This window comes from Bradyrhizobium sp. WSM3983, from assembly GCF_000473045.1.
Lineage (GTDB): Bacteria > Pseudomonadota > Alphaproteobacteria > Rhizobiales > Xanthobacteraceae > Bradyrhizobium.
This window is the reverse complement of record NZ_AXAY01000011.1, coordinates 235061-257118: the sequence shown is the minus strand read 5'-3', so window position 1 is coordinate 257118 and position 22058 is coordinate 235061. Positions and strand designations below refer to the sequence as shown.

Here is a 22058-nt window from a genome sequence, read left to right as displayed (position 1 = left end):
TCACCAGCTCCTGAGCGCGCCGTCCTCGCGCATCATCTCGACCAGCATGCCTTCGCGCAGGCCGCGATCGGCGACACGCAGGCGCGGCAGCGGAAAGGCGCGCCTGATAGCATCGAGGATGGCGCAGCCGGCCAGCACGAGATCGGCGCGTTCGACGCTGATGCAATTGTTGCCGGCGCGCTCCTCGTAGGTCATGCCGAGCAGCTTGTCGATCGTTGCCGTCAGATCGGCATCGTTCATCCAGATGCTGTCGATGCGGCGGCGGTCGTAGCGCGCGAGGTTGAGATGGATGCCGGCGAGCGTCGTCACCGTGCCTGATGTGCCGAGCAGATGCATGTCGGCGAGATCGCGGCCGTGCTCTTCCGCGAACGGCGCGACATGGTTTGCAACCTCCCGCTCCATCGCGGCATAGATCTCCGGCGTCACGTCGCGCCCGCCGAACTGCTCGGCAAGCGTGACCACACCGAACGGAATCGACATCCATGCCTTGATACGTGGTTGCGGATTTTGCGGATCGCGCTCGATCCGCACCAGCTCGGTCGAGCCGCCGCCGATATCGAACAGGATGGCGCCTCTGCCCCGGGGGTCAACCAGCGGCGAGCAGCCGAGCACGGCGAGCGCAGCCTCGGTCTCGCGGTCGATCACCTCGAGCTCGATCCCGGTCTCGGCCGCGACGCGGCTACGAAAACCTTCCGCATTCGAGGCTGCACGGCAGGCTTCGGTCGCGATCAGCCGCAGCCGCTTGGCTTTGCGCTGGTTGATCTTGTCGCGGCAGATGCTGAGCGCGGCGATGGCTCGATCAATCGCGGCCTCGCTGATCGAGCCGGTCGCCGAGACGCCCTCGCCGAGCCGGATGATGCGCGAGAAGGAATCAACCACGCGAAAGCCATCGCTGGTCGGACAGGCGATCAGCAGCCTGCAATTGTTGGTGCCGAGGTCCAGCGCCGCGTAGACGCCGGTTCCCGCTTGCGCGGGGACAGCCGGTTCGGGGGCGAACGCCACCGCCGCCATCGACCCCTCGAGCTCACCGTGCGGCACATGGCCGTCGCGGAGCCGCGTGTGGTCATTCATATAAACTGTCTTTCCGCGGCCGGTCGGGCCGGTCTGGAATTGATTTTTCGCCTGAAACATTAGCAGCGCGGCGGGTATGCGCAACAACGCATCACATGGGACCATGCCCATTCGTGCGTTGTCGTGAACGGGGCGGTGGGTTATCTGAACAGAGTCCGGTCCCCCGCTGCCGCGAAAATGCGCAAACGCCGGCTTTTCAGGTCATTTCCATGCAAGAACACACCAAATCCTCGACGCTCGAAAACGCTATTGCACTGCAAAAATACGGCGTCGGGCAGCCGGTCCGCCGCAAGGAAGACGACACGCTGGTGCGCGGCAAGGGCCGCTACACCGATGATTTCAACCTCCCAGGCCAGGCCTATGCCGTGGTCGTCCGCTCGACCCATGCCCATGGCATGATCCGCGGCATCGGCTCCGACGCCGCCAAGGCGTTGCCGGGCGTGCTGGGCGTGTGGACCGGCCAGGACCTCGATGCTGCCGGCTATGGCCCCTTCACCTGCGGCCTGCCCCTGAAGAACCGTGACGGCTCGCCCCTGCTCCAGACCAACCGCCAGCCACTGGCGACCGATAGGGTCCGCTTCGTCGGCGATCCCGTCGCCTTCGTGGTCGCGGACACCCTGGCCCAGGCCCGTGATGCGGCCGAGGCGGTCGAGCTCGACATCGAGCCGCTGCCGGCGGTGACTGATCCCGAGGAAGCCACCAAGCCCGGCGCGCCCCAGCTCTACGACCACATCCCGAACAACGTCGCGCTCGACTATCACTATGGCGACATGGAGAAGGTGAACGCCGCTTTCGCCGGCGCCGCCCATGTCACCAAGGTCGACATCGAGAACACTCGCGTCGCCGTAGTCTCGATGGAGCCGCGCGTGGGACTTGCTTCCTACGACAAGGCCACCGGGCGCTACACCATCCAGATGCCGACGCAAGGCGTCGCGGGCAACCGCGCCAACCTCGCCAAGAACCTGAAGGTGCCGAACGAGAAGGTGCGCATCCTCACCGCCAATGTCGGCGGCTCCTTCGGCATGAAGAACGTCAACTATCCCGAATACATGTGCATCCTGTACGCGGCGAAGGCACTGGGACGTCCGGTCAAGTGGCTCGACGAGCGCTCCACCAGCTTCCTCTCTGACAGCCACGGCCGTGCGCAAAAGATCCATGCCGAGCTCGCGCTCGATGCCGAGGGACACTTCCTCGCGGCAAAGCTCTCCGGCTACGGCAATCTCGGCGCCTACATCACCGGCGTCGCACCGAGCCCGCTCTCGCTCAACACGGCCAAGAATTTCTCCAGCGTCTACCGCACGCCGCTGATGGCGGTCGACATCAAGACGGTGCTGACCAACACCACGCTGATGGGCGCCTATCGCGGCGCCGGCCGGCCCGAAGCCAACTACTACATGGAGCGGCTGATCGACCGTGCCGCCGACGAGATGGGCATCAACCGGCTGACGATGCGTAAGCGCAATTTCATCAAGCCGAACCAGATGCCCTTCCCGGCCTCCTCGGGCGTCACCTATGACAGCGGCGACTTCCAGGCCGTGTTCACCAAGGCGCTCGAAATCTCAGACCACGAGAATTTTGCCAGGCGCAAGAAGGAGAGCAAGAAGGCCGGCAAGCTGCGCGGCATCGCGGTCGGCTCCTATCTCGAAGTCACCGCGCCGCCGAGCGTCGAGCTCGGCAAGATCGTGTTCGATCCCGATGGCAGCGTGCAGCTGATCACCGGCACGCTCGACTACGGCCAGGGTCACGCGACCCCGTTTGCACAGGTGCTGTGCGCGCAGCTCGGCGTGCCCTTCGAGAGCGTCAAGCTGATGCAGGGGGACAGCGACATCGTCCACACCGGCAGCGGCACCGGCGGCTCGCGCTCGATCACGGCCAGCGGCATGGCGATCGTGGAAGCTTCCAAGCTCGTGATCGAAAAGGGCAAGCGCGCCGCCGCGCATATGCTGGAGGCGTCGGAATCCGACATCGAGTTCGCCGACGGCAGCTTCACCATCGCCGGCACCGACCGCAGCATCGACATCATGGAGCTCGCCAAGCGCCTGCATGACGGCAAGGTGCCGGACGGCGTGCCTGACAGTCTCGACGTCGACCACACCAGCGAGCCGGTGCCGTCGGCCTTCCCGAACGGCTGCCATGTCGCCGAAGTCGAGGTCGATCCGGATACGGGCGTGGTGCAGATCGTGCGTTACAGCGCAGTGAACGACTTTGGCACCGTGATCAATCCGATGCTGGTCGCGGGCCAGCTCCATGGCGGCGTCGTCCAGGGCATCGGCCAGGCGCTGATGGAGCACGTCCGCTACGACGAGAGCGGCCAGCCGATCACGGGCTCGCTGATGGACTATGCCCTGCCCCGCGCCGAGGACGTGCCGTTCATGGAGGTCGGCGACCATCCGGTGCCGGCCAAGAGCAATCCGCTGGGCACCAAGGGCTGCGGCGAAGCCGGCTGCGCCGGCAGCCTGTCAACGGTCGTCAACGCGGTGCTCGACGCGCTGTCGGACTACGGCATCAAGCACATCGACATGCCGTTGACGCCCGAGCGGGTATGGCGCGCGATCCAGGACGCGAAGGGCGCGGCGTAAGGGGACGCGCCGCCGCCGTCACAAGCTCCGCTGTCATCGCCCGGCTTGACCGGGCGAAACCGCCCAGTAGTCCGAGGCAGTCGTGATTCACGGATAGGCCGCGGCGTACTGGATGCCCGCCTTCGCGGGCATGACACCGTCTCTTTGGTGACGGGCTGGCCTCTTCCCTACGCCGCCGCCTGCTCGCGCGGCTGGTAGATCGCGGTGTGCTGGCAATGCGCCAGGGGCGTTGTGCCGTTGGCGACGACCAGCGCGTCGAGCTCGACGAAACGGTGGCCCTTTTTCTCGTAGTTCGCGATCACCTTCGCCCGCGCGACAATCTCGTCGCCGGCTCGTGCGGCCGACAAGAGCTGCATGCGACTGCCGACATGGATCCACGGGCCGAGGATCGTGTTGTCGACCAGCACCCGATTCATGACGCGCTGGATCAGTCCGGGATGGCCGAGCCCTTCGCGCGCGAAAATCGGATCGATCTCTCTGACGTCGGCGAGATAGCCGGTCGCGTCCTGCCCGGCCCAGCAGCGCGGCGTCGTGCCGAGCCATTTGCCGACCTCAAAGATGGCCGGGCTGACCGGCTTGCGCTCGGCGACCGCAGGGACTTCGACATAGTCGCCCAATGACACCACTGGCGCTGCCGTCGGCAGCGACGCCGTTCCGGTGGCGCAAAGCTCGGTGCGGCTGAAGACCTCGATCGTGAGCAGGCCGTTGTGCTCGGTCGCATCGACATCGGCGGTCTCGCCGTCATAGACCGGCTTGATGAAGCGCGCCTCGACCAGCCCGCGCGCGAGGAAATCGCGGCCCCAGCGCGCCACAGGCACGTGCATCATGTAGGCGAAGACGTCGACGCCCGGGACGAGGCCACCGGAAAAGCCGAAGCGGCGCGCCACCGTGTCGTCGTGCATCTTGTTTTCGGACTGTTTTGCGCTGTTGTAGGCCTCGACGCGGTAGGTTTCGAGACGGTTCGGCATGACGGGCCTTCCCTAGATTCTTGTTGTTTCTGGACCGATCGTAGGCCCCAGGGAACACCGGTCAATCCCCTCGCCTTTGCGGCCCGAATGGGGTACCACGCGGCGAATGACTGACACTCCAACCCGCATCTATGTCGACGCCGACGCCTGTCCAGTGAAGGACGAGATCTACCGCGTCGCGAGCCGGCACGGCGTCCCCGTGAGCGTGGTCGCCGGCAACTTTATCCGTGTGCCGCAGGACCCGCTGATCGAGCGCATCGCCGCCGGTGCGGGCATGGACGCGGCCGACGACTGGATCGCGGAGCGGGCCAAGCCGGGCGACGTCGTCATCACCTCCGACATTCCGCTGGCGAGCCGCTGCGTGAAAGCCGGCGCCGACGTGATCGGGCCGAATGGCAAGCCGTTCACGGAAGAGTCAATCGGCATGACGCTGGCGGTGCGCAACCTCATGACGGATCTGCGCTCGGCCGGCGAAGTCACCGGTGGCCCGCGCTCGTTCGCACCGCGCGACCGCTCCACCTTTCTCTCGGCGCTCGACCAGACGCTGCGCCGGATCCAGCGCCGCCGGGCCGACCAGGCCGCAATGAGCCAGAATTCAAGTCAAGGCTGACCATGGCGCCGCCGCTGATCCAACTCAAAGACATCAAGCTGACCTTTGGCGGCACGCCGCTTTTGAGCGGCGTCGAACTCAATGTCGCGCCATCCGAGCGCGTCTGCCTGATCGGCCGCAACGGCTCCGGCAAGTCGACGCTGCTCAAGATCGCGGCCGGCCTTGTCGAGGCCGACGGCGGCACGCGCTTCGTGCAGCCGGGCGCAACCGTGCGCTATCTGCCGCAGGAGCCGGATTTCGGGGACCACAAGTCCACGCTGGCCTATGTCGAGTCCGGGCTCGCGCCCGGTGACGACCACCATCAGGCACGCTACCTGCTCGAGCAGCTCGGCCTGACCGGCGACGAGAACCCGCACAATCTCTCCGGCGGCGAGGCTCGCCGCGCGGCGCTGGCGTATGTGCTCGCGCCCTCGCCCGACATCTTGCTGCTGGACGAGCCGACCAACCATCTCGATCTCTCAACCATCGAATGGCTGGAAAAGGAGCTCGACAGCCGCCGCAGCGCACTGGTGATCATTAGCCACGACCGCCGTTTCCTCACCAATCTCTCGCGCTCCACCGCCTGGCTCGACCGTGGCAAGATCAAGCAGATCGACCGCGGCTTCGCCTCTTTCGAGACCTGGCGCGACGAGGTGCTGGCCGAAGAAGAGCGCGACCAGCACAAGCTCGACCGCAAAATCGTCGACGAGGAGCACTGGCTGCGCCATGGCGTCTCCGGCCGGCGCAAGCGCAACGTCAAACGGCTCGGCAATCTGCATGCCCTGCGCGACCAGCGGCGCAGTTATCGCGGCACGGCCGGCACTGCCAGCCTCGCTGCATCCGAAGCGGAGCAATCCGGCAAGTTGGTGATCGAGGCCAAGGGTGTCACCAAAGCCTATGGTGATCGCACAATCGTGGACAATTTCTCGATCCGCATCCAGCGCGGCGACCGGCTCGGCATCATCGGCCCGAACGGCGCCGGCAAGACCACGCTGGTCAATTTGCTGACCGGCGGCGCGCAGCCTGATTCCGGCACCGTGCGGCTTGGCGCCAATCTGGAGACCGCCACGCTCGACCAGCACCGCGAGAGCCTCGATCCCAAGTCGACGCTGGCCGAGGCGCTGACCGGCGGCCGTGGCGACCAGATCATGGTCGGCGGCAAGCCGAAGCATGTGGTCGGCTACATGAAGGACTTTTTGTTCGCGCAGGAGCAACGCGGCACGCCGGTGGAAGTGCTCTCCGGTGGTGAGCGCGGCCGGCTGATGTTGGCGCGCGCGCTGGCAAAGCCCTCGAACCTGCTGGTGCTGGACGAGCCGACCAACGACCTCGATCTCGAAACGCTCGACGTGCTCGAAGACATGCTCGGCGACTACGAGGGCACTGTCATCCTGATCAGCCATGACCGCGACTTCCTCGATCGCATCGTGACCTCAGTGATCGCGCCGGAGGGCAACGGCAAGTGGACCGAATATGCCGGCGGCTACAGCGACATGCTCACGCAACGCGGCGCCGACCTGAAACGCGAGACGGCGAAGGCGCAAGCCCCGGCCGAAAAGAAAGAGGAGCGCTCCGCGACTCCCGCCTCCACGTCCAAGCGGAAGCTGAGCTTCAACGAGAAGCACGCGCTGGAAACGCTGCCGAAGAGGATGGAGACGTTGCAGGCCGACATTGCCAAGCTGCAGCGCGTGCTCGACGATCACAGTCTGTACGCCAGGGATCGCAAGAAATTCGACGATACCTCCACCGCCATCGCCAAGGCGCATGAAGAACTGTCTGCCGCCGAAGAGCGCTGGCTCGAACTTGAAATGCTTCGCGAAGAAATAGAGCAGGCCTAGCGCGCATTCCGCAAAAGTGGGCACCGGTTTTGCGATCAGAATGCGCGCCAACTAAGAGACTTCCATGACAACGACTCTCGCCGCCAAAATCGCCCGCGAATACGGCACGCCCTGCGCCGTCATCGACATGGACAAGGTCGAGCGCAACATCGCACGGATCCAGAAGGCCTGCGATGACGCAGGCGTCGCCAACCGGCCGCACATTAAGACTCACAAGAACCCGACCATTGCGAAGATGCAGGTCGCGGCCGGTGCCAAAGGCATCACCTGCCAGAAACTCGGCGAGGCCGAGATCATGGCCAATGCTGGCATCGACGACATCCTGATCAGCTATAATCTGCTCGGCGAAGAGAAGATGGCGCGCCTTGGCGCGCTCCAGGCCAAGGCAAATGTGACTGTCACTGTCGATAATCTGACCGTGATCGACGGACTGATCAAAGTGCCCCAACTCTCGGGTCGAGAGCTCCGCGTGGTTGTCGAATGCGACACAGGCCGAAAGCGTGCCGGCGTCGAAACTCCAGCGGAAGCGATCGAGCTAGCACGCGAGTTGTCGGCTTGGCCTGGACTGAAGTTTGCTGGCTTTCTCATGTATCCGACGGAGACGGGATGGCCTGAGGCGCAGCGCTTTTTTGATGAAGCGCTCGCCGGCGTGCGCGCCGTTGGACTCGAACCTGAGATCGTCTCGACCGGCGGCACGCCGAACCTCGTCAATCTCGGCAAGCTGAAAGGCGGCACCGAGCACCGTTTCGGTACCTACATCTACAACGACCGCATGCAGGTCGCGGCCGGCTCCGCCACCTGGGACGACTGCGCGCTGCACATCTATTCGACAGTGGTGAGCCGCGCGGCGCCCGAGCGCGGCATTCTGGACGCCGGCTCGAAGACGCTGACGACGGACACCGGCGGGCTCGACGGCCACGGCCTGATCCTGGAGCACCCCGAAGCCAAGATCGCGCGCTTCGCCGAGGAGCACGGCTTCCTCGACCTCTCCCGCAGCAACACGCGACCGAACGTCGGCGACGTCGTCCGCATCGTGCCCAACCACGTCTGCGTCGTCGTCAACATGATGGACGAGGTCGTGATGGTCCGCGGCCAGGAAATCATCGGCACGTTGCCGGTCGCGGCGCGGGGGAAGCTGAGGTAGGCGAGCTGCCGTAGGGTGGGCAAAGCGAAGCGTGCCCACCAATCGGTGCGGCATGCGCGGGAAGATGGTGGGCACGGCGCGTCGCGCCTTTGCCCACCCTACGATTTCTCGAGCCAACGCAGCACGCCCCTTCCCGCCGCCGCACCGGTCGCAAACGACGCTTGCAGCAGATAGCCGCCGGTCGGCGCTTCCCAGTCCAGCATCTCGCCGGCGGCGAACACGCCGGGCAGTTTGCGCAGCATGAAGCGATCGTCGAGCTCATCGAGGGCAATTCCGCCCGCGGTCGAGATGGCGCGATCGATCGGGGCGACACCGGTGAGCTGAACCGGGATTGCGTTCACGAGATGCGCAAGCTCCGCCGGCGCGAGCGTAGCCAGCGGCCGGCCGGTTGCAATGGCTGCCTCCTGCATCAGGCCGATGCCGACCGGCGACAATTGCGCCGCCTTGCGCAGAAAGTTCGCCAGCGACTGCTTGCCGCGCGTACCTGACAGACGCGTGGTCAGCGCCGCAATGTCGAGATCGGGCCGCAAGGCGATCGTAAGCCGCGCCTGCCCGATCCCCAACACCGCCTCGCGCAATTCCGCCGACAGCGCGTAGATCGCGCCGCCCTCGATGCCGCCGCGGGTGATCATGGCTTCGCCGCGCACCGCGTGCGCGCCGACGGTCAGCGCCACGCCCTTGAGCGGCTGGCCTTCGAAACGATCGCGAAACAATTCGGACCATGCGACCGTGAAGCCGGAATTGGCCGGCCTGAGCCTTGAGACCGCAACGCCCTTCGCAGCGAGACGATCGACCCATGCGCCATCCGAGCCGAGCCGCGGCCAACTCGCGCCACCGAGCGCGAGCACCGTTGCGCTGGCGGCGACGACAATTGGACCATCGGGAGTTTGAAACTCCAGCCGCCCCAGCTCGTCCCATCCGGTCCAGCGATGACGTAAGGCGAATTGCACGCCGGCCGCGTCGAGCCGCCGCAGCCAGGCGCGCAGCAAGGGCGAGGCCTTGAACGTCTTTGGAAACACCCGGCCGCTGCTGCCGACGAAGGTCAGCTGCCCAAGTGCCGCGCTCCAGTCGCGCAGCCCGTCGGGCGGAAACGCCTCGACTGCGGCGCGCAGATGCGGCATCGCTTCCCGATAGCGCGCGAGAAAATCCGGCAGCGGCTCGCTGTGGGTGAGATTGAGCCCGCCCCGCCCGGCCATCAGGAATTTGCGGCCGGCGGACGGCATGGAATCATAGACGGTAACACGGGCACCGCCCGACGCGAGCACCTCCGCCGCCATCAGCCCGGCGGGACCGGCACCGATGACGGCAACGTCACTCAGAGCTTGATCCCCGCCCGTGCCGCGGCTTGTGCCACATACTTCTGCGTCTGCTCAAACGCGCCGGTCAACGCCTTCGCCTTCGACATGTCGCTGATCTCGGCGAAATGCGCGGCGACCGCATCGGGGGTCCAGTCGGACTCCGGCAGGTTGATGCCTTCGCTCTCGAGAATCTTGATCACGGCGAAGGAGCCGGCCCCGGCGCCCATGATGGTGCGGGTCGGCGCGTCCTCGCTCAGCATGTACTCGACCGCCGGTGTGATCGCGTTCGGCTTCATCAGCTGCAGCGCCTGCGGCGGCAGCAGTTCTTCCGTCATGCGGGTTGCCGCGGTCGGCGAGATGATGTTGACGCGGATGTTGGTCTTGCGGCCCTCTTCCGCGAGCACGTTCATCAGGCCGACCATGCCGGATTTCGCCGCGCCGTAATTGGCCTGGCCGAAATTGCCGTAAAGGCCGGAGGACGACGTCGTCAGCACGATGCGACCGTAATTGCGATCGCGCATGCCGGCCCATGCCGCCTTGCAGCAGTAGAAGGTGCCGACGAGGTGCACGTCGAGCACCTTCTGGAAATCGGCAGCTTCCATCTTGCCGAATGATTTGTCGCGCAGGATGCCGGCGTTAGCGCACATCAGATCGACGCTGCCCCATTCCTTGGTGGCGCGCTCGACCATGGCGGTGACCTGCTCGAAATTCGAGACATCGGCGCCGTCGGCCATCGCGGTGCCGCCGGCTTTGCGGATCTCCTCGACCACGGCTTCAGCCGGCGACAGCGAACCGCCGCTGCCGTCACGCGCGCCGCCGAAATCGTTGACCACGACCTTGGCGCCGCGGCTCGCGAGGCCCAGCGCATGCGCCTTTCCGAGACCATTGCCCGCGCCGGTTACGATGGCGACGCGTCCGTCGAATCTGATGGCCATGAGTGTGCTTCCTGGATGTTAGGCGGCGATCTGTCAAAATCGAAAGACTTTTGAGCAGCGATGGATGGCCGGGTCAAGCCCGGCCATGGCGGCCCGGACCTACGCGAAATAGATCAGGCCGAGCCACTCCGCGACCAGCGCGGGCTTGTCCTCGCCCTCGATTTCCACCGTGACGCTGGTGCGGGACTGCAATTCGTTGGGCTTGCGCAGCTTGGCTTCCGCCAGCACGAAGCGGCCGCGGACGCGCTTGCCCGAGCGCACCGGCGAGATGAAGCGCAACTTGTCGAAGCCGTAGTTCACGCCCATCGTGGTGCCCGCAATCGCCGGCATCACTTCGTAGGACATCACCGACATCATCGACATCGTCAGGAAACCGTGCGCGATGGTGGTGCCGAACGCCGTCTCCTTCGCCCTCTCGGGGTCGACATGGATGAACTGGTGATCCTCGGTCACGTCGGCATAGGTGTCGATGCGGGGCTGATCGATCAGGTGCCAGGACGACACGCCGATCTCCTTGCCGACCATGGCCTGATAGGCCTCCAGCGTGATCGGCGGCTTCTTCCAGATTTCGTTCATTTCGCTTCAGGTCTCACTTCTTGTTTTCGGCAGCTCCGGAAAGTCCTCCTCACGGAATTCCCGGCCGCGCAGCGGATCGTCGCGATCGTTGTCGCGTTCAAGCCGTCGTAGCTGCACGCGGCGGATTTTTCCAGAGATCGTCTTCGGCAGCTCGGTGACGATTTCGAGGCGGCGGATGCGCTTGAACGGCGCCAGCCGCGTGTGCAGATGTGTGAAGATGGAGAGCGCCGTCTCCGGCGTCCGCTCGGCGCCCGCGGTCAGCAGCACGAAGGCTTTGGGGATCGCGAGCCGGATCGGGTCCGGGCTCGGCACCACCGCGGCTTCGGCGACGAGTTCATGCTCGAGCAGCACGCTCTCCAGCTCGAACGGGCTGATGCGGTAGTCCGAGGATTTGAACACGTCGTCGGAGCGGCCGACGAAGGTGAGATAGCCGTCCTCGTCAGCGAACACCACGTCGCCGCTGCGATAGAGCTCGCCTTCGGCGCCCGACAGCCTACCGTCGTCGCCTTGATAGCCCTGCATCAGGCCAGCGGGCCGGTCGGCGCCGAGCAGCAACGCCACCTCGCCCTCCTTGGCCGGATGGCCGTCCGCGTCGCTGACCTGCACGCGATAGCCCGGCAGCGGCCGGCCCATCGAGCCGACCTTGATCCTCTGCCCCGGCGAGTTTCCGGCGAGCGCCGTGGTTTCAGTCTGGCCGTAGCCGTCGCGGATGGTGAGGCCCCAGGCAGCCTGCACCTGGTCGATCACTTCAGGGTTGAGCGGCTCGCCGGCGCCGCAGACTTCGCGAAGTGCGACCTTGAACGAAGCCAGGTTCTCCTGAATGAACAGCCGCCACACCGTCGGCGGCGCACAGAGCGTGGTGACGCCGCAGCGGCCGATAGTGGCCAGCAGCCCCTTCGCATCGAAGCGCGGCTGGTTGACCACGAACACGGTCGCGCCCGCATTCCACGGCGCGAAGAAGCAGCTCCAGGCATGCTTGGCCCAACCAGGCGACGAAATATTGAGATGGACGTCGCCGGGCTTCAACCCGATCCAGTACATGGTCGAGAGATGGCCGACCGGGTAACTACGCTGGCTGTGCAGCACGAGCTTTGGCTTTGCCGTCGTTCCCGAGGTGAAATAGAGCAGCATCGGGTCGTCGGCGTTGGTCGGACCGTCGGCCGCAAAACTCTCCAGCGCTTTCGCAGCTTCTCCATAGGCAAGCCAGCCCTCGGCGGCGGCGCCGACAACGATGCGCACGATGTTCTCGGCGCCGAGGCTTGCGAATTTCGCGACTTGATCCTCGGCCGCCACCACTGCCTTCGCCTTGCCGCGATCGAGCCGGTCGCGCAGTTCCTCGGCGGTGAGCAACGTGGTCGCGGGGATCACGACGATGCCGAGCTTCATCGCGGCGAGCATCGTCTCCCATAACGGAACCACATTGCCGAGCAGCAACAAGAGATGATCGCCGCGCTTCAGGCCCTGCGCGCGGAGAAAGTTGGCAACCTGGTTGGAGCGCTTCGAGAGCGCCGCGAAGGACAGTTTTGTCTGCTTGTCCTGGGCGGCATCGACAATCCAGAGCGCGGGCCGGTCCTTGCTCTCCGCATCCGTCGCCAACTCGGCGTCGAACCAGTCGAGCGCCCAGTTGAACGGGACCGGATCGGGCCAGCGGAAACCTTTGACCGCTGTCTCGTAATCCGTGCGGTGAGCGAGAAGAAACGCGCGCGCGTCCTGAAATGTCGTCACTAAGCTTTCCCGGCTAGCTCCCTAACGTGCTTGATAATTCCGGAAAAATCCACCCCGCCCTGCCCCGCCTTGTCGAAGGCCTGGTAAATCTCCTGCGCATGCTGGCCGAGCGGCGTCGCCGCGCCAGCGGCTTTCGCAGCGTCCTGCGCCAGCGTGAGATCCTTTACCATCAGTGCCGAGGCAAAGCCCGGCTTGTAGTCGTTGTTGGCCGGCGAAGTCGGCACCGGGCCCGGAACCGGGCAATAGGTTGTCAGCGACCAGCACTGGCCCGACGAAGTCGAGGCGACGTCGAACAGCGCCTGATGCGAGAGGCCGAGTTTCTCAGCCAACGCAAAGGCCTCGCTGACCGCGATCATCGAAATGCCGAGGATCATGTTGTTGCAGATCTTGGCCGCCTGCCCTGCGCCAGCGCCGCCGCAGTGGACGATCTTCTTGCCCATCTTCTCCAGCACCGGCTTGGCCGCCGCGAACGCGCTCTCCTCGCCGCCGCACATGAAGGTGAGCGTCGCACCCTTGGCACCGCCGGTGCCGCCGGAGACCGGCGCATCGACCGAGAGCACACCGTTCTTGGCGGCGAGCGCATGCGCTTGCCGCGCGCTCTCGACGTCGATGGTGGAGCTATCGATGATCAGCGCGCCTTTGGCCATGGCGGGAACGACCTCGTTCCAGACGCCGAGCACATGCTTGCCGGCCGGCAGCATGGTGACGACGACATCGGCGCCCTTCACCGCCCCCGCAGCACTGTCAGCGATGCCGGCGCCATCTGCCCTGGCCTGATTGCGCGAGGCTTCGACGAGATCGAACGCCACCACCTTGTGACCGGCCTTGACCAGATTCGCGGCCATCGGGCCGCCCATGTTGCCGAGACCGATGAATGCGATCGTGGCCATCTTGGTTTCCTCCGCTTGTAGCGTTGTTAGTTGAACTTCAGCTCGTCGGCGCCGATTTCGGCGAGATATGGCGCAAGCACGTCCGGCGTTACGTCCTCGATTCGCGGCGGCGACCAGGTCGGATTGCGGTCCTTGTCGATCACGGCGGCGCGCACACCCTCACGGAAATCGTCGCTGCGGAAGACCGTCAGCGCGGCGCGGTATTCGCGCACCAGACATTCTTCCAGGCTCGATGCGGTGCGCGCCAGCCGCAGCAGTTTCAGCGTCACCACCATGCCGCGCGGCGATTTCTCATTGAGCGTCTTCAGCGTCGCCAGCGCAAACTCGGAGCCGTCGCGCTTGAGCGCCGCAAAAATGTCTTCCATGCGGTCGAAGCCGAATAGCGCGTCAATGATCGGCTCTTTTGCGGCCACTGGCCCTGCAGTCTCGCCGGTCGCAAAGCCGGTGATGAGCTTGCTGACGTCGGCCGCCGTCGCGCCTTGACGAACCTTCGTCAGCACCTCGCGCAACTCCGGCCATTTGGCCGCAGGCATCACCGCGTCGGCAAACTTCGCATGGATCGCGTCAGGACCATTCATGGTCTGGCCGGTCAAACCAAAATAAGTGCCGATCTCACCGGGCGAGCGCGACAGCAGCCAGGTGCCGCCGACATCGGGGAAGAAGCCGAGTCCGACCTCGGGCATTGCGAGCTTGGTGCGATCCGTAACCACACGATGGCTCGCATGGCCCGACAAGCCGACGCCGCCGCCCATCACCAAGCCATCCATGAACGCGACATAGGGCTTCGGATACTTCGCGATCCGCGCATTCATGACGTATTCCTGGCGCCAGAACCGCGCGCCGAGGTCGCCGCCTTCGCGCGAGCTCTCCCAGAGGCCGCGAATGTCGCCGCCGGCGCAGAGACCGCGCTCGCCCGCGCCTTCCAGGATGATCACCGCGACCTCAGGATCGGTCTCGAACCTTTGCAGCGCTGCGTCGATGCCAATGGACATCTCCAGCGTCATGGCGTTGATCGCCTTGGGACGGTTGAGGCGGATCACGCCCGCCGCGCCCTCGCGGCGAACGATGAGATCGCCCTCTTCCAATGCACTCATCACGCACCCTCGATCAGTTTGCGCGCCACGATGAGCCGCATGATTTCATTGGTGCCTTCGAGGATCTGGTGCACGCGCAAATCGCGCACAATCTTCTCGATGCCGTATTCGCTGAGGTAGCCGTAGCCACCGTGAAGCTGCAGCGCATGGTTGGCGACTTCGAAGCCGACATCGGTGCCGAAGCGCTTTGCCATGGCGCAGAGCATGGTGGCGTCGGCATCCTTCCGGTCGAGCGCCGCCGCGGCGCGCCACAGGAAGGTGCGCGCGGCTTCGAGCTCGGTCGCCATGTCGGCGAGCTTGAATTGAAGGGCCTGGAATTCGTCGAGCCGTTTTCCAAATGCCTTGCGCTCTTTCATGTAGGCGCGCGCCTTGTCGAGTGCGGTCTGCGCGCCGCCGAGCGAGCAGGCCGTGATGTTGAGGCGGCCGCCGTCGAGGCCAGCCATCGCGATCTTGAAGCCAACGCCCTCCTCGCTGAGCCGGTTGGCCACCGGCACGCGGGCGTTCTCGAAGATCACCGCGCGGGTCGGCTGCGCGTTCCAGCCCATCTTGCGCTCATTGGCACCGAAGGAGACGCCCGGCGTCTTACCGTCGATGACGAGCGTCGAGATGCCACCGGGGCCATCGCCGCCAGTCCTGACCATCGCGACCAAGAGATCAGTGCCGCCGGCGCCGGAGATGAATTGCTTCTGGCCGTTGAGAACATAGTGATCACCGTCGCGAACCGCACGGGTGCGCAGCGCCGCCGCATCGGAGCCGGCGCCGGGCTCAGTCAGGCAGTAGCTCGCGATCAGCTCCATGGTGCAGAGCTTCGGCAGCCATGTGTGGCGCTGGGTGTCGCTGCCGAAGGCATCGATCATCCAGCTCGCCATGTTGTGGATGGAGATGAAGGCCGAAGTGGTCGGGCAGCCCGTCGCCAGTGCCTCGAAGATCAGCGCCGCGTCGAACCGCGTCATGGCGGACCCGCCGACATCCTCGCGGATGTAGATGCCGCCCATGCCGAGCGTGGCAGCTTCACGCATCACGTCGACGGGGAAATGCTTCTCCTCGTCCCAGCGCAACGCGTGCGGCGCGATCTTCTCCGCCGCAAACGCCAACGCCATGTCACGAACCGCGACCTGATCCTCGTTCAGAGCGAACTGCATCATCGCCTCGCTCTTGAGAGGATTACTTCATCAGCGGGATCGAGAACTCCGCACCTTCCTTGACGCCGGACGGCCAGCGCGAGGTCACCGTCTTGGTCTTGGTGTAGAAGCGGATCGAGTCCGGGCCGTGCTGGTTGAGATCGCCAAAGCCCGACTTCTTCCAGCCACCGAAGGTGTAATAGGCGATCGGCACCGGGATCGGCACGTTGACGCCGACCATGCCGACGTTGACCTTGGCCGCGAAGTCGCGCGCGGCGTCGCCGTCGCGGGTGAAGATGGCAACGCCGTTGCCGTAATCATGGTCGGACGGCAGCGCCAGCGCTTCCTTGTAGTCGTGCGCGCGCACGACCGAGAGCACGGGGCCAAAGATCTCTTCCTTATAGATCCGCATGTCCTTGGTGACGTTGTCGAACAGCGAACCGCCGAGATAGAAGCCGTTCTCGTAGCCCTGCATCTTGAAGCCGCGGCCGTCAACGGCGAGCGTCGCGCCTTCCCTGATGCCGACGTCGATGTAGCTCTTGACCTTCTCGACCGCCTCGCGCGTGACCAGCGGACCATAATCGGCCGACGGATCGATCGAGGTGCCGATCTTGAGCGACTCGACGCGCGGGATCAGCTTTTCCATCAGCCGGTCGGCGGTGGGCTTGCCGACGGGAACCGCAACCGAGACGGCCATGCAGCGTTCGCCGGCGGAGCCATAGCCCGCGCCGATCAGCGCGTCGACGGCCTGATCCATGTCGGCGTCCGGCATGATGATGGCGTGGTTCTTGGCGCCACCAAAACACTGGCAGCGCTTGCCGGTCTGAGCGGCGCGCTCGTAGATGTACTGCGCGATCGGCGTGGAGCCGACGAAGCCGACGGCCTTGATATCGGGATCGTCGAGGATGGCGTCGACTGCTTCCTTGTCGCCGTTGACGACGTTGAGGATGCCGGCCGGCAGGCCGGCCTCGATCATCAGTTCGGCAAGCATCATCGGCACGCCGGGATCGCGCTCGGACGGCTTGAGGATGAACGCGTTGCCGCAGGCGATCGCGGGCGCGAATTTCCACATCGGGATCATCGCCGGAAAATTGAACGGCGTGATACCGGCGACGACGCCGAGCGGCTGGCGCATGGAATAGATGTCGATGCCGGGGCCAGCGCCCTCGGTGTACTCGCCCTTCATCAGATGCGGGATGCCGCAGGCGAACTCGGCGACCTCGAGGCCGCGCTGGATGTCGCCCTTGGCGTCGGGAACGGTCTTGCCGTGCTCGCGCGCGAGCAATTCGGCGAGCTTGTCGTAGTCGCGCTGCACCAGCTCGACGAATTTCGTCATGACGCGGGCGCGCCGCTGCGGGTTGGTCGCGGCCCACTCGGGCTGTGCTGCGCGCGCGTTCTCGACGGCGGCGCGGACCTCGGCCTTGGATGCCAGCGCGACCTTGGCCTGGACGTCACCGGTCATCGGCTCGAAAACGTCGGCGGTGCGGCCCGAGGTGCCCTTGACCTCCTTGCCACCGATAAAATGTCCGACTGCGCGCATGGGATGAACTCCTTAAGTCCGAGCTTGATCGCTTTGACAAATCCTATCGACCTGCATTTTATAGGATTCAAGTCTGAGATAATGCACCATAGATGTGCGAAAATGCTGGATCAAGGCGCTATCGACTGGGACGACTTTCGCTTCGTGCTGGCCATCGTGCGGGGCGGCTCGGTTTCGGCTGCGGCCAAACAGCTTGGGGTCGACCATGCCACCGTGATCCGCCGTGTGGACCGGCTGGAGAAGCACCTTTCGGCCAAGCTGTTTGACCGGCGCAAGACCGGCTACCTCCTCACAGAGGCCGGCCAGCGTGTCGCCGACAGCGCGGAGGCGATGGAATCGACCATCGTCGCCAACCAGGAACAGGTCGGCGGCTCGGTGGCGCGCCTGACCGGCACGGTGCGGATCGGCGCGCCCGACGGGTTCGGCACCGCCTTCCTGGCGCCGCGGCTGGCAGCCTTCGCCGACCGCTATCCCGATCTCGACCTACAACTTGTAGCCACCGCGCGGTTGTTCAGTCTCTCCAAGCGCGAGGCGGATATCGCGATCAGCCTGACCATGCCCAAAGAAGGCCGCATCGTCGGCCGCAAGCTACTCGACTACCGTCTCGGTCTCTATGCTTCGCCGGCCTATCTCGACCGCTTCCCTAAAATCACCGCGCGCGAAATGCTGCCGCAGCACCGCTTCGTCGGCTACATCGAAGAGCTCCTGTTTACGCCGGAGCTCGACTATCTGCCGCAGGTGTCACCGCGCATTTCCGCGCGCCTCCGCAGCGCCAATCTGATCGCGCAGCTCAACGCCACGCTCGCAGGCTTCGGCATCGCCGTGCTGCCGCATTTCATGGCGAGCGATTATCCGCAGCTCGTGGCCGTGCTCCCTGAGGAGATATCGATCACGCGGACGTTCTGGATGCTGATGCACGCCGACAGTAAGGATCTCGCGCGAATCCGGGCAGTCGCCGATTACATCAGCGAGATTGTGGAGCGCGAGCGGGCGTTGTTTGCGGGGCGATATTGCGCCGCTGTCGCAGGTTAGCTAGCCGAAGGCGTAACCCACCTCTTCCGTTTCCGCGGATAACGACAGTGGCGGGTTACGCTTCGCCAACCCGCCCTACGGCACCTAATTCTGCTTCGCCTTCTTCGCCGCCGTCACCTTCGGCTCACGCTTCGCACCCTCCAGCGCGCTGTCCTTGCCGGCCTTCAGCACCTCGTCCGAGAGCTCGCTCGAGCCTGCAATGCGGGCCAGCAGCATGGTGCCGGCCATGGTCGCCAGCGTGGCGATCGCCTGTTTGCGCGCGGCCTTGCGGGGCAAATTGGGGATGAAGTCGGTCATCATCTCGACCATCTCGTCGAGCTTGCCGGCAAAGGCCTTTCGCGTCTTCGGGCTCTCGCGCGCAATCTCGGCGCCGAGCGCGGGGATCGAGCAGCCATGGCCGGGATTGTCCCGGTGCAGCGCCGAGAGATAGGTCTCGACGATCTGGGCGAGCTGCTTCTCAGGCGCGACCTGATCGGACTGCTTGCGCCAGTGCTCCATCGCGCGGTCCATGGCGTAGCCAAAGGCCTCGATCACCAGCGCCTCGCGGGAATCGAAATGCGCGTAGAAGCCGCCATGGGTCAGGCCCGCCTCATTCATGAGGTCGGCGACGCCGATGCCGTGGGCACCCTTTTCGCGCAGCCGCACCGACGCCTTCTTCACGATGCGGTCGTGGGTTTCCTGCTTGTGTTCCCGAGAATAGCGCATGCGGCTCTCATTGGATGTCAGAGGTCATCTCATAACACGGATATCGCCCGGGCGGCGCATTAATTCCCGGTGAAATTGTTGCCGATCATGGAAAAGGTTGCAGTTGCATGGACTGCGAGGGCCCCCTTACCATCGCGGACGAAGCCTTCGGTGTAACTGGTCTGGCGCCCCAGCTTGATGATTTTGCCTTCGGCCGAGATCAGCCCCGACCGGACCGAAAGCGGACGCAGGAAGGTCATTTTCAGGTCGAGAGTCACCGACGACTGCCCCGCCTCCAGCCGCGTCGAGATCGCACACCCCATGGCGGTGTCGAGGAGCGCGGCGGCGGTAGCCCCGTGCAGGAGGCCGATGGTATTTTCGAGGTCCTCGCGCGGCTCCAGTTCCATCACGATCCGGCCCGGCTCGACCACGGACATGATGAAACCGATCAGCTTTGCGAACGGCGGCGGCGGCAGGCGCCCGTCGCGGATGCCCAGCATGGCGTCCATGCCTGATAGGCCCATCGCCACCTTCGCAACCGGCGCAGGCACCTGCCAGTCGACTACGCGCTCGCGCCGTTGCGCAGGCGAAAACAGGTCGAGTTGAGCTGGTTCGGTCATGGGCTGCCTCTTTGTATGATGTGTGTCATATTATGCTGCGGACTTCACAGTGGCAACAACTCCGGCCCGCCCGCTTGACAAGCCAGGCATTTCGGCCCGGAAGTGATCCCGACGCGCGCGCAATGCGCATGCCCACGAAACCTTCGAGATCCCACGATGGAAATGCTCAACAACCACTGCGGCGTGACGCGCGATGCGCGCGGCGTCGTCCATGTCGCGATTTGCAACGCCGGCCCGCTGAATATTCTGGGCTCGCCCGTAACCGACGCGGTGCGCGAAGGCCTGCAGCAGCTCTCCTCTGACCGGAGCATCCGCGTCGTAGTGCTGCGCGGCCAGAGCGAGAAGAGCATGATCGGCGGCGCTGACATCAAGGAGATGGCGAAGCTCGACCAGAAGTCAGCCGAAGCCTTCATCAGCCGCCTGCGCGATCTCTGCGAGGCCGTGCGCCAATTCCCAGCCCCCATGATCGCGCGCATGCCCGGCTGGTGCCTCGGCGGCGGGCTCGAAGTCGCCGCCGCCTGCGACTTCCGCATCGCCACGCATGATGCGCATTTCGGCATGCCCGAGGTCCGCGTCGGCATTCCCTCGGTGATCCACGCCGCGCTGCTGCCGCGCCTGATCGGCTGGGCCCGCGCGCGCTGGCTGGTGATGACCGCGGAGAATATCGATGCGCCGACGGCGCTGGCCTGGGGCCTGATCGACAAGATCGCGGCGGTCGGCGGACTGGATGCCGAGATCGAGCACCTCGTGAACGCGCTGCTCGAATGCGGCCCGGAGGCGCTGCGGTCGCAGAAGGCCCTGCTGCGGCAATGGGAGGAACTGCCGCTGACGGAGTCGATAAATTTGAGCGTCAAGGTGTTCGGCGAGTCGTTTCTGACCGACGAGCCGACGCGCCTGATGCAGGCGTTTGTGAACCGGAAGCGGTAGGCCTCCTCCAATCGAACGACCAATTCTCATCCGAACCACGACAATTTCTCATGCTGGGCGCGATTGCATTTTTTGCGCTGCATCATATGATGGTTATAATCTTACACGTCATCGCCAGGGAGTCTTGTCATGGCCGAAGCCTCCGATCCCGTCGTCATCGTCTCCGCCGCCCGCACCCCGCTCGGCCGCTTCATGGGCGAGTTGTCACCGCTCGCCGCGCACAAGCTTGGATCGCACGTCATCGGCGCGGCATTGGAACGCGCCAAGCTCGCGCCCGAGAAGGTCGACGAGGTGTTCATGGGCTGCGTGCTGCCCGCCGGCCAGGGCCAGGCACCGGCGCGCCAGGCGGCGCGTAGCGCAGGCCTGCCCGATGCCACCGGCGCGACCACCGTCAACAAGGTCTGCGGGTCCGGCATGAAGGCGACCATGCTGGCGCACGACATCATCCGCGCGGGCTCGGCCGAGATGGTCGTCTCCGGCGGCATGGAGAGCATGAGCAACGCACCTTATCTGCTGGCCAAGGCGCGCGGCGGCTATCGCGCCGGCCATGACCGCATCATCGACCACATGATGATGGACGGCCTCGAGGACGCCTACGAGACCGGCCGCTCCATGGGCGACTTCGGCGAAGCCACGGCGGAGGCCTATCAGTTCACCCGCAAGGATCAGGACGCCTACGCGATGGAAACGCTGAGTCGCGCCCGCCAGGCGGTCGAGGGCGGCGCCTTCAAGGCCGAGATCGCGCCGATCACACTGACCGAGAAGGCAGGCCCGCGCGTGATCGCCAATGACGAACATCCGCTGAAGGTCGATCCGGCCAAGATCCCCGGATTGAAGCCGGCGTTCCGCGCCAATGGCACCATCACGCCGGCCGCCTCCTCCGCCAACGCCGACGGTGCCGCCGCGCTGGTGCTGACGAAACGTTCGCTCGCCGATCGCAACGGCCTGCCTGTTATCGCCGAGATCAAGGGCCACGCCACCCACAGCCAGGAGCCGCAATGGTTCACGACCGCGCCGATCCCGGCGATCCGCAAGCTACTCGACAAGATCGGCTGGAGCGCGGGCGATGTCGACCTTTTCGAGATCAACGAAGCCTTCGCCGTGGTGGCAATGGCGGCGCAGCGCGATCTCGGCATTCCCCGCGAAAAACTCAACATCAACGGCGGCGCCTGCGCGCTCGGCCATCCCATCGGCGCCACCGGCGCGCGGCTGATCGTGACGCTGCTGCATGCGCTGGAGGCCAACAACCTCAAGCGCGGCGTCGCGGCGCTCTGCATCGGCGGTGGCGAGGCTACGGCGATCGCGGTGGAGCGTCTCACGCGCTGACAGCGATTGGCCGAAATTGAGGGAAGTCTGGCATTTTAGACTTTCGGGTCTTATGCCAGACTGCAACGATGACGCGGGTCGCCCAAAACCCGCCAACCTGGATT

General features: G+C 65.2%; 19 protein-coding genes. 7 read left to right on the top strand and 12 right to left on the bottom strand.

From position 1 onward, the window contains the following. The gene (locus tag YUA_RS0120255; RefSeq protein WP_027532352.1) at positions 1-1071 is read right to left on the bottom strand and encodes a Ppx/GppA phosphatase family protein; all 1071 of its coding nucleotides are present in this window, start codon (positions 1069-1071) and stop codon (positions 1-3) included. A 209-nt stretch (positions 1072-1280) separates the two neighbouring features. Between YUA_RS0120255 and YUA_RS0120250 the strand changes: the two genes are divergently transcribed. Further along, complete coding sequence (locus YUA_RS0120250) at positions 1281-3650, top strand: xanthine dehydrogenase family protein molybdopterin-binding subunit (RefSeq protein WP_027532351.1); 2370 nt, start codon at positions 1281-1283, stop codon at positions 3648-3650. Between the two features lie 167 nt (positions 3651-3817). Here YUA_RS0120250 and YUA_RS0120245 read toward each other — a convergent pair whose 3' ends face one another. Continuing rightward, entirely contained in the window at positions 3818-4618 is an 801-nt protein-coding gene (locus YUA_RS0120245) for a hypothetical protein (RefSeq protein ID WP_027532350.1), read from the bottom strand. Between the two features lie 106 nt (positions 4619-4724). On the opposite strand from YUA_RS0120245, the gene YUA_RS0120240 reads away from it, so the two are divergent. From YUA_RS0120240 to YUA_RS0120230, 3 genes are all read left to right on the top strand, one after another. Continuing rightward, positions 4725-5228: a YaiI/YqxD family protein gene (locus tag YUA_RS0120240; protein ID WP_027532349.1), complete on the top strand. Its 504-nt coding sequence runs from the start codon at positions 4725-4727 to the stop codon at positions 5226-5228. Between the two features lie 2 nt (positions 5229-5230). After that, on the top strand, positions 5231-7042 hold the full coding sequence (locus YUA_RS0120235) for an ABC-F family ATP-binding cassette domain-containing protein (protein ID WP_027532348.1): 1812 nt from the start codon (positions 5231-5233) through the stop codon (positions 7040-7042). Between the two features lie 64 nt (positions 7043-7106). After that, on the top strand, positions 7107-8186 hold the full coding sequence (locus tag YUA_RS0120230) for a D-TA family PLP-dependent enzyme (protein ID WP_027532347.1): 1080 nt from the start codon (positions 7107-7109) through the stop codon (positions 8184-8186). Positions 8187-8284: 98 nt separating this feature from the next. On the opposite strand, the gene YUA_RS0120225 is transcribed toward YUA_RS0120230, so the two are convergent. From YUA_RS0120225 to YUA_RS0120190, 8 genes are all read right to left on the bottom strand, one after another. Further along, positions 8285-9505: a TIGR03862 family flavoprotein gene (locus YUA_RS0120225; RefSeq protein WP_027532346.1), complete on the bottom strand. Its 1221-nt coding sequence runs from the start codon at positions 9503-9505 to the stop codon at positions 8285-8287. Then, positions 9502-10419 carry an SDR family NAD(P)-dependent oxidoreductase gene (locus YUA_RS0120220; protein WP_027532345.1) on the bottom strand — a complete coding sequence of 306 codons (918 nt, stop codon included), beginning with the start codon at positions 10417-10419 and terminating at the stop codon, positions 9502-9504. Before YUA_RS0120220 ends, YUA_RS0120225 begins: the two co-directional genes overlap by 4 nt. 99 nt (positions 10420-10518) lie before the next feature. Next, on the bottom strand, positions 10519-10995 hold the full coding sequence (locus YUA_RS0120215) for a MaoC family dehydratase (RefSeq protein ID WP_027532344.1): 477 nt from the start codon (positions 10993-10995) through the stop codon (positions 10519-10521). A 6-nt stretch (positions 10996-11001) separates the two neighbouring features. Further along, positions 11002-12720: an AMP-binding protein gene (locus tag YUA_RS0120210; RefSeq protein WP_027532343.1), complete on the bottom strand. Its 1719-nt coding sequence runs from the start codon at positions 12718-12720 to the stop codon at positions 11002-11004. Beyond that, a complete protein-coding gene (gene mmsB / locus YUA_RS0120205; protein ID WP_027532342.1) occupies positions 12720-13610 on the bottom strand; it encodes a 3-hydroxyisobutyrate dehydrogenase in 891 nt (296 codons plus the stop codon). The genes YUA_RS0120210 and mmsB overlap by 1 nt, the downstream gene beginning before the upstream one ends. A gap of 26 nt (positions 13611-13636) precedes the next feature. Further along, on the bottom strand, positions 13637-14704 hold the full coding sequence (locus tag YUA_RS0120200; protein ID WP_027532341.1) for an enoyl-CoA hydratase/isomerase family protein: 1068 nt from the start codon (positions 14702-14704) through the stop codon (positions 13637-13639). After that, positions 14704-15846 carry an isobutyryl-CoA dehydrogenase gene (locus tag YUA_RS0120195; RefSeq protein WP_027532340.1) on the bottom strand — a complete coding sequence of 381 codons (1143 nt, stop codon included), beginning with the start codon at positions 15844-15846 and terminating at the stop codon, positions 14704-14706. The genes YUA_RS0120200 and YUA_RS0120195 overlap by 1 nt, the downstream gene beginning before the upstream one ends. 22 nt (positions 15847-15868) lie before the next feature. Further along, positions 15869-17365, bottom strand: a complete 1497-nt coding sequence (locus YUA_RS0120190; RefSeq protein WP_027532339.1) for a CoA-acylating methylmalonate-semialdehyde dehydrogenase — start codon at positions 17363-17365, stop codon at positions 15869-15871. Between the two features lie 102 nt (positions 17366-17467). Here YUA_RS0120190 and YUA_RS0120185 point away from each other — a divergent pair, with 102 nt between their 5' ends. After that, positions 17468-18397, top strand: coding sequence for a LysR family transcriptional regulator (locus tag YUA_RS0120185; protein WP_027532338.1), 930 nt, complete (start codon positions 17468-17470; stop codon positions 18395-18397). A gap of 84 nt (positions 18398-18481) precedes the next feature. Here the strand turns inward: YUA_RS0120185 and YUA_RS0120180 are convergent, their stop codons facing one another. Together YUA_RS0120180 and YUA_RS0120175 are read right to left on the bottom strand one after the other, a co-directional pair. Further along, entirely contained in the window at positions 18482-19102 is a 621-nt protein-coding gene (locus tag YUA_RS0120180; RefSeq protein WP_027532337.1) for a TetR/AcrR family transcriptional regulator, read from the bottom strand. 59 nt (positions 19103-19161) lie between these two features. Next, positions 19162-19701 (bottom strand): PaaI family thioesterase, encoded by a 540-nt coding sequence (locus YUA_RS0120175; RefSeq protein WP_027532336.1) that lies wholly within the window; start codon positions 19699-19701, stop codon positions 19162-19164. 156 nt (positions 19702-19857) lie between these two features. Between YUA_RS0120175 and YUA_RS0120170 the strand changes: the two genes are divergently transcribed. Together YUA_RS0120170 and YUA_RS0120165 are read left to right on the top strand one after the other, a co-directional pair. Beyond that, positions 19858-20628 carry an enoyl-CoA hydratase gene (locus tag YUA_RS0120170; protein WP_027532335.1) on the top strand — a complete coding sequence of 257 codons (771 nt, stop codon included), beginning with the start codon at positions 19858-19860 and terminating at the stop codon, positions 20626-20628. A 129-nt stretch (positions 20629-20757) separates the two neighbouring features. Further along, positions 20758-21954, top strand: a complete 1197-nt coding sequence (locus tag YUA_RS0120165) for an acetyl-CoA C-acyltransferase (protein ID WP_027532334.1) — start codon at positions 20758-20760, stop codon at positions 21952-21954. The last annotated feature ends 104 nt before the right edge of the window (positions 21955-22058 follow it).

Excerpts from the sequence above, each read along its gene's own strand:
- YUA_RS0120250 (WP_027532351.1), top strand. The coding sequence starts at position 1,281 with ATGCAAGAACACACCAAATCCTCGACGCTCGAAAACGCTATTGCACTG.
- YUA_RS0120180 (WP_027532337.1), bottom strand. The coding sequence starts at position 19,102 with ATGCGCTATTCTCGGGAACACAAGCAGGAAACCCACGACCGCATCGTG.
- YUA_RS0120215 (WP_027532344.1), bottom strand. The coding sequence starts at position 10,995 with ATGAACGAAATCTGGAAGAAGCCGCCGATCACGCTGGAGGCCTATCAG.
- YUA_RS0120185 (WP_027532338.1), top strand. The coding sequence starts at position 17,468 with ATGCTGGATCAAGGCGCTATCGACTGGGACGACTTTCGCTTCGTGCTG.
- YUA_RS0120200 (WP_027532341.1), bottom strand. The coding sequence starts at position 14,704 with ATGAGTGCATTGGAAGAGGGCGATCTCATCGTTCGCCGCGAGGGCGCG.
- YUA_RS0120240 (WP_027532349.1), top strand. The coding sequence starts at position 4,725 with ATGACTGACACTCCAACCCGCATCTATGTCGACGCCGACGCCTGTCCA.
- YUA_RS0120165 (WP_027532334.1), top strand. The coding sequence starts at position 20,758 with ATGGCCGAAGCCTCCGATCCCGTCGTCATCGTCTCCGCCGCCCGCACC.
- YUA_RS0120245 (WP_027532350.1), bottom strand. The coding sequence starts at position 4,618 with ATGCCGAACCGTCTCGAAACCTACCGCGTCGAGGCCTACAACAGCGCA.
- YUA_RS0120220 (WP_027532345.1), bottom strand. The coding sequence starts at position 10,419 with ATGGCCATCAGATTCGACGGACGCGTCGCCATCGTAACCGGCGCGGGC.
- YUA_RS0120170 (WP_027532335.1), top strand. The coding sequence starts at position 19,858 with ATGGAAATGCTCAACAACCACTGCGGCGTGACGCGCGATGCGCGCGGC.
- YUA_RS0120190 (WP_027532339.1), bottom strand. The coding sequence starts at position 17,365 with ATGCGCGCAGTCGGACATTTTATCGGTGGCAAGGAGGTCAAGGGCACC.
- YUA_RS0120230 (WP_027532347.1), top strand. The coding sequence starts at position 7,107 with ATGACAACGACTCTCGCCGCCAAAATCGCCCGCGAATACGGCACGCCC.
- YUA_RS0120195 (WP_027532340.1), bottom strand. The coding sequence starts at position 15,846 with ATGCAGTTCGCTCTGAACGAGGATCAGGTCGCGGTTCGTGACATGGCG.
- YUA_RS0120175 (WP_027532336.1), bottom strand. The coding sequence starts at position 19,701 with ATGACCGAACCAGCTCAACTCGACCTGTTTTCGCCTGCGCAACGGCGC.
- YUA_RS0120255 (WP_027532352.1), bottom strand. The coding sequence starts at position 1,071 with ATGAATGACCACACGCGGCTCCGCGACGGCCATGTGCCGCACGGTGAG.
- mmsB (WP_027532342.1), bottom strand. The coding sequence starts at position 13,610 with ATGGCCACGATCGCATTCATCGGTCTCGGCAACATGGGCGGCCCGATG.
- YUA_RS0120235 (WP_027532348.1), top strand. The coding sequence starts at position 5,231 with ATGGCGCCGCCGCTGATCCAACTCAAAGACATCAAGCTGACCTTTGGC.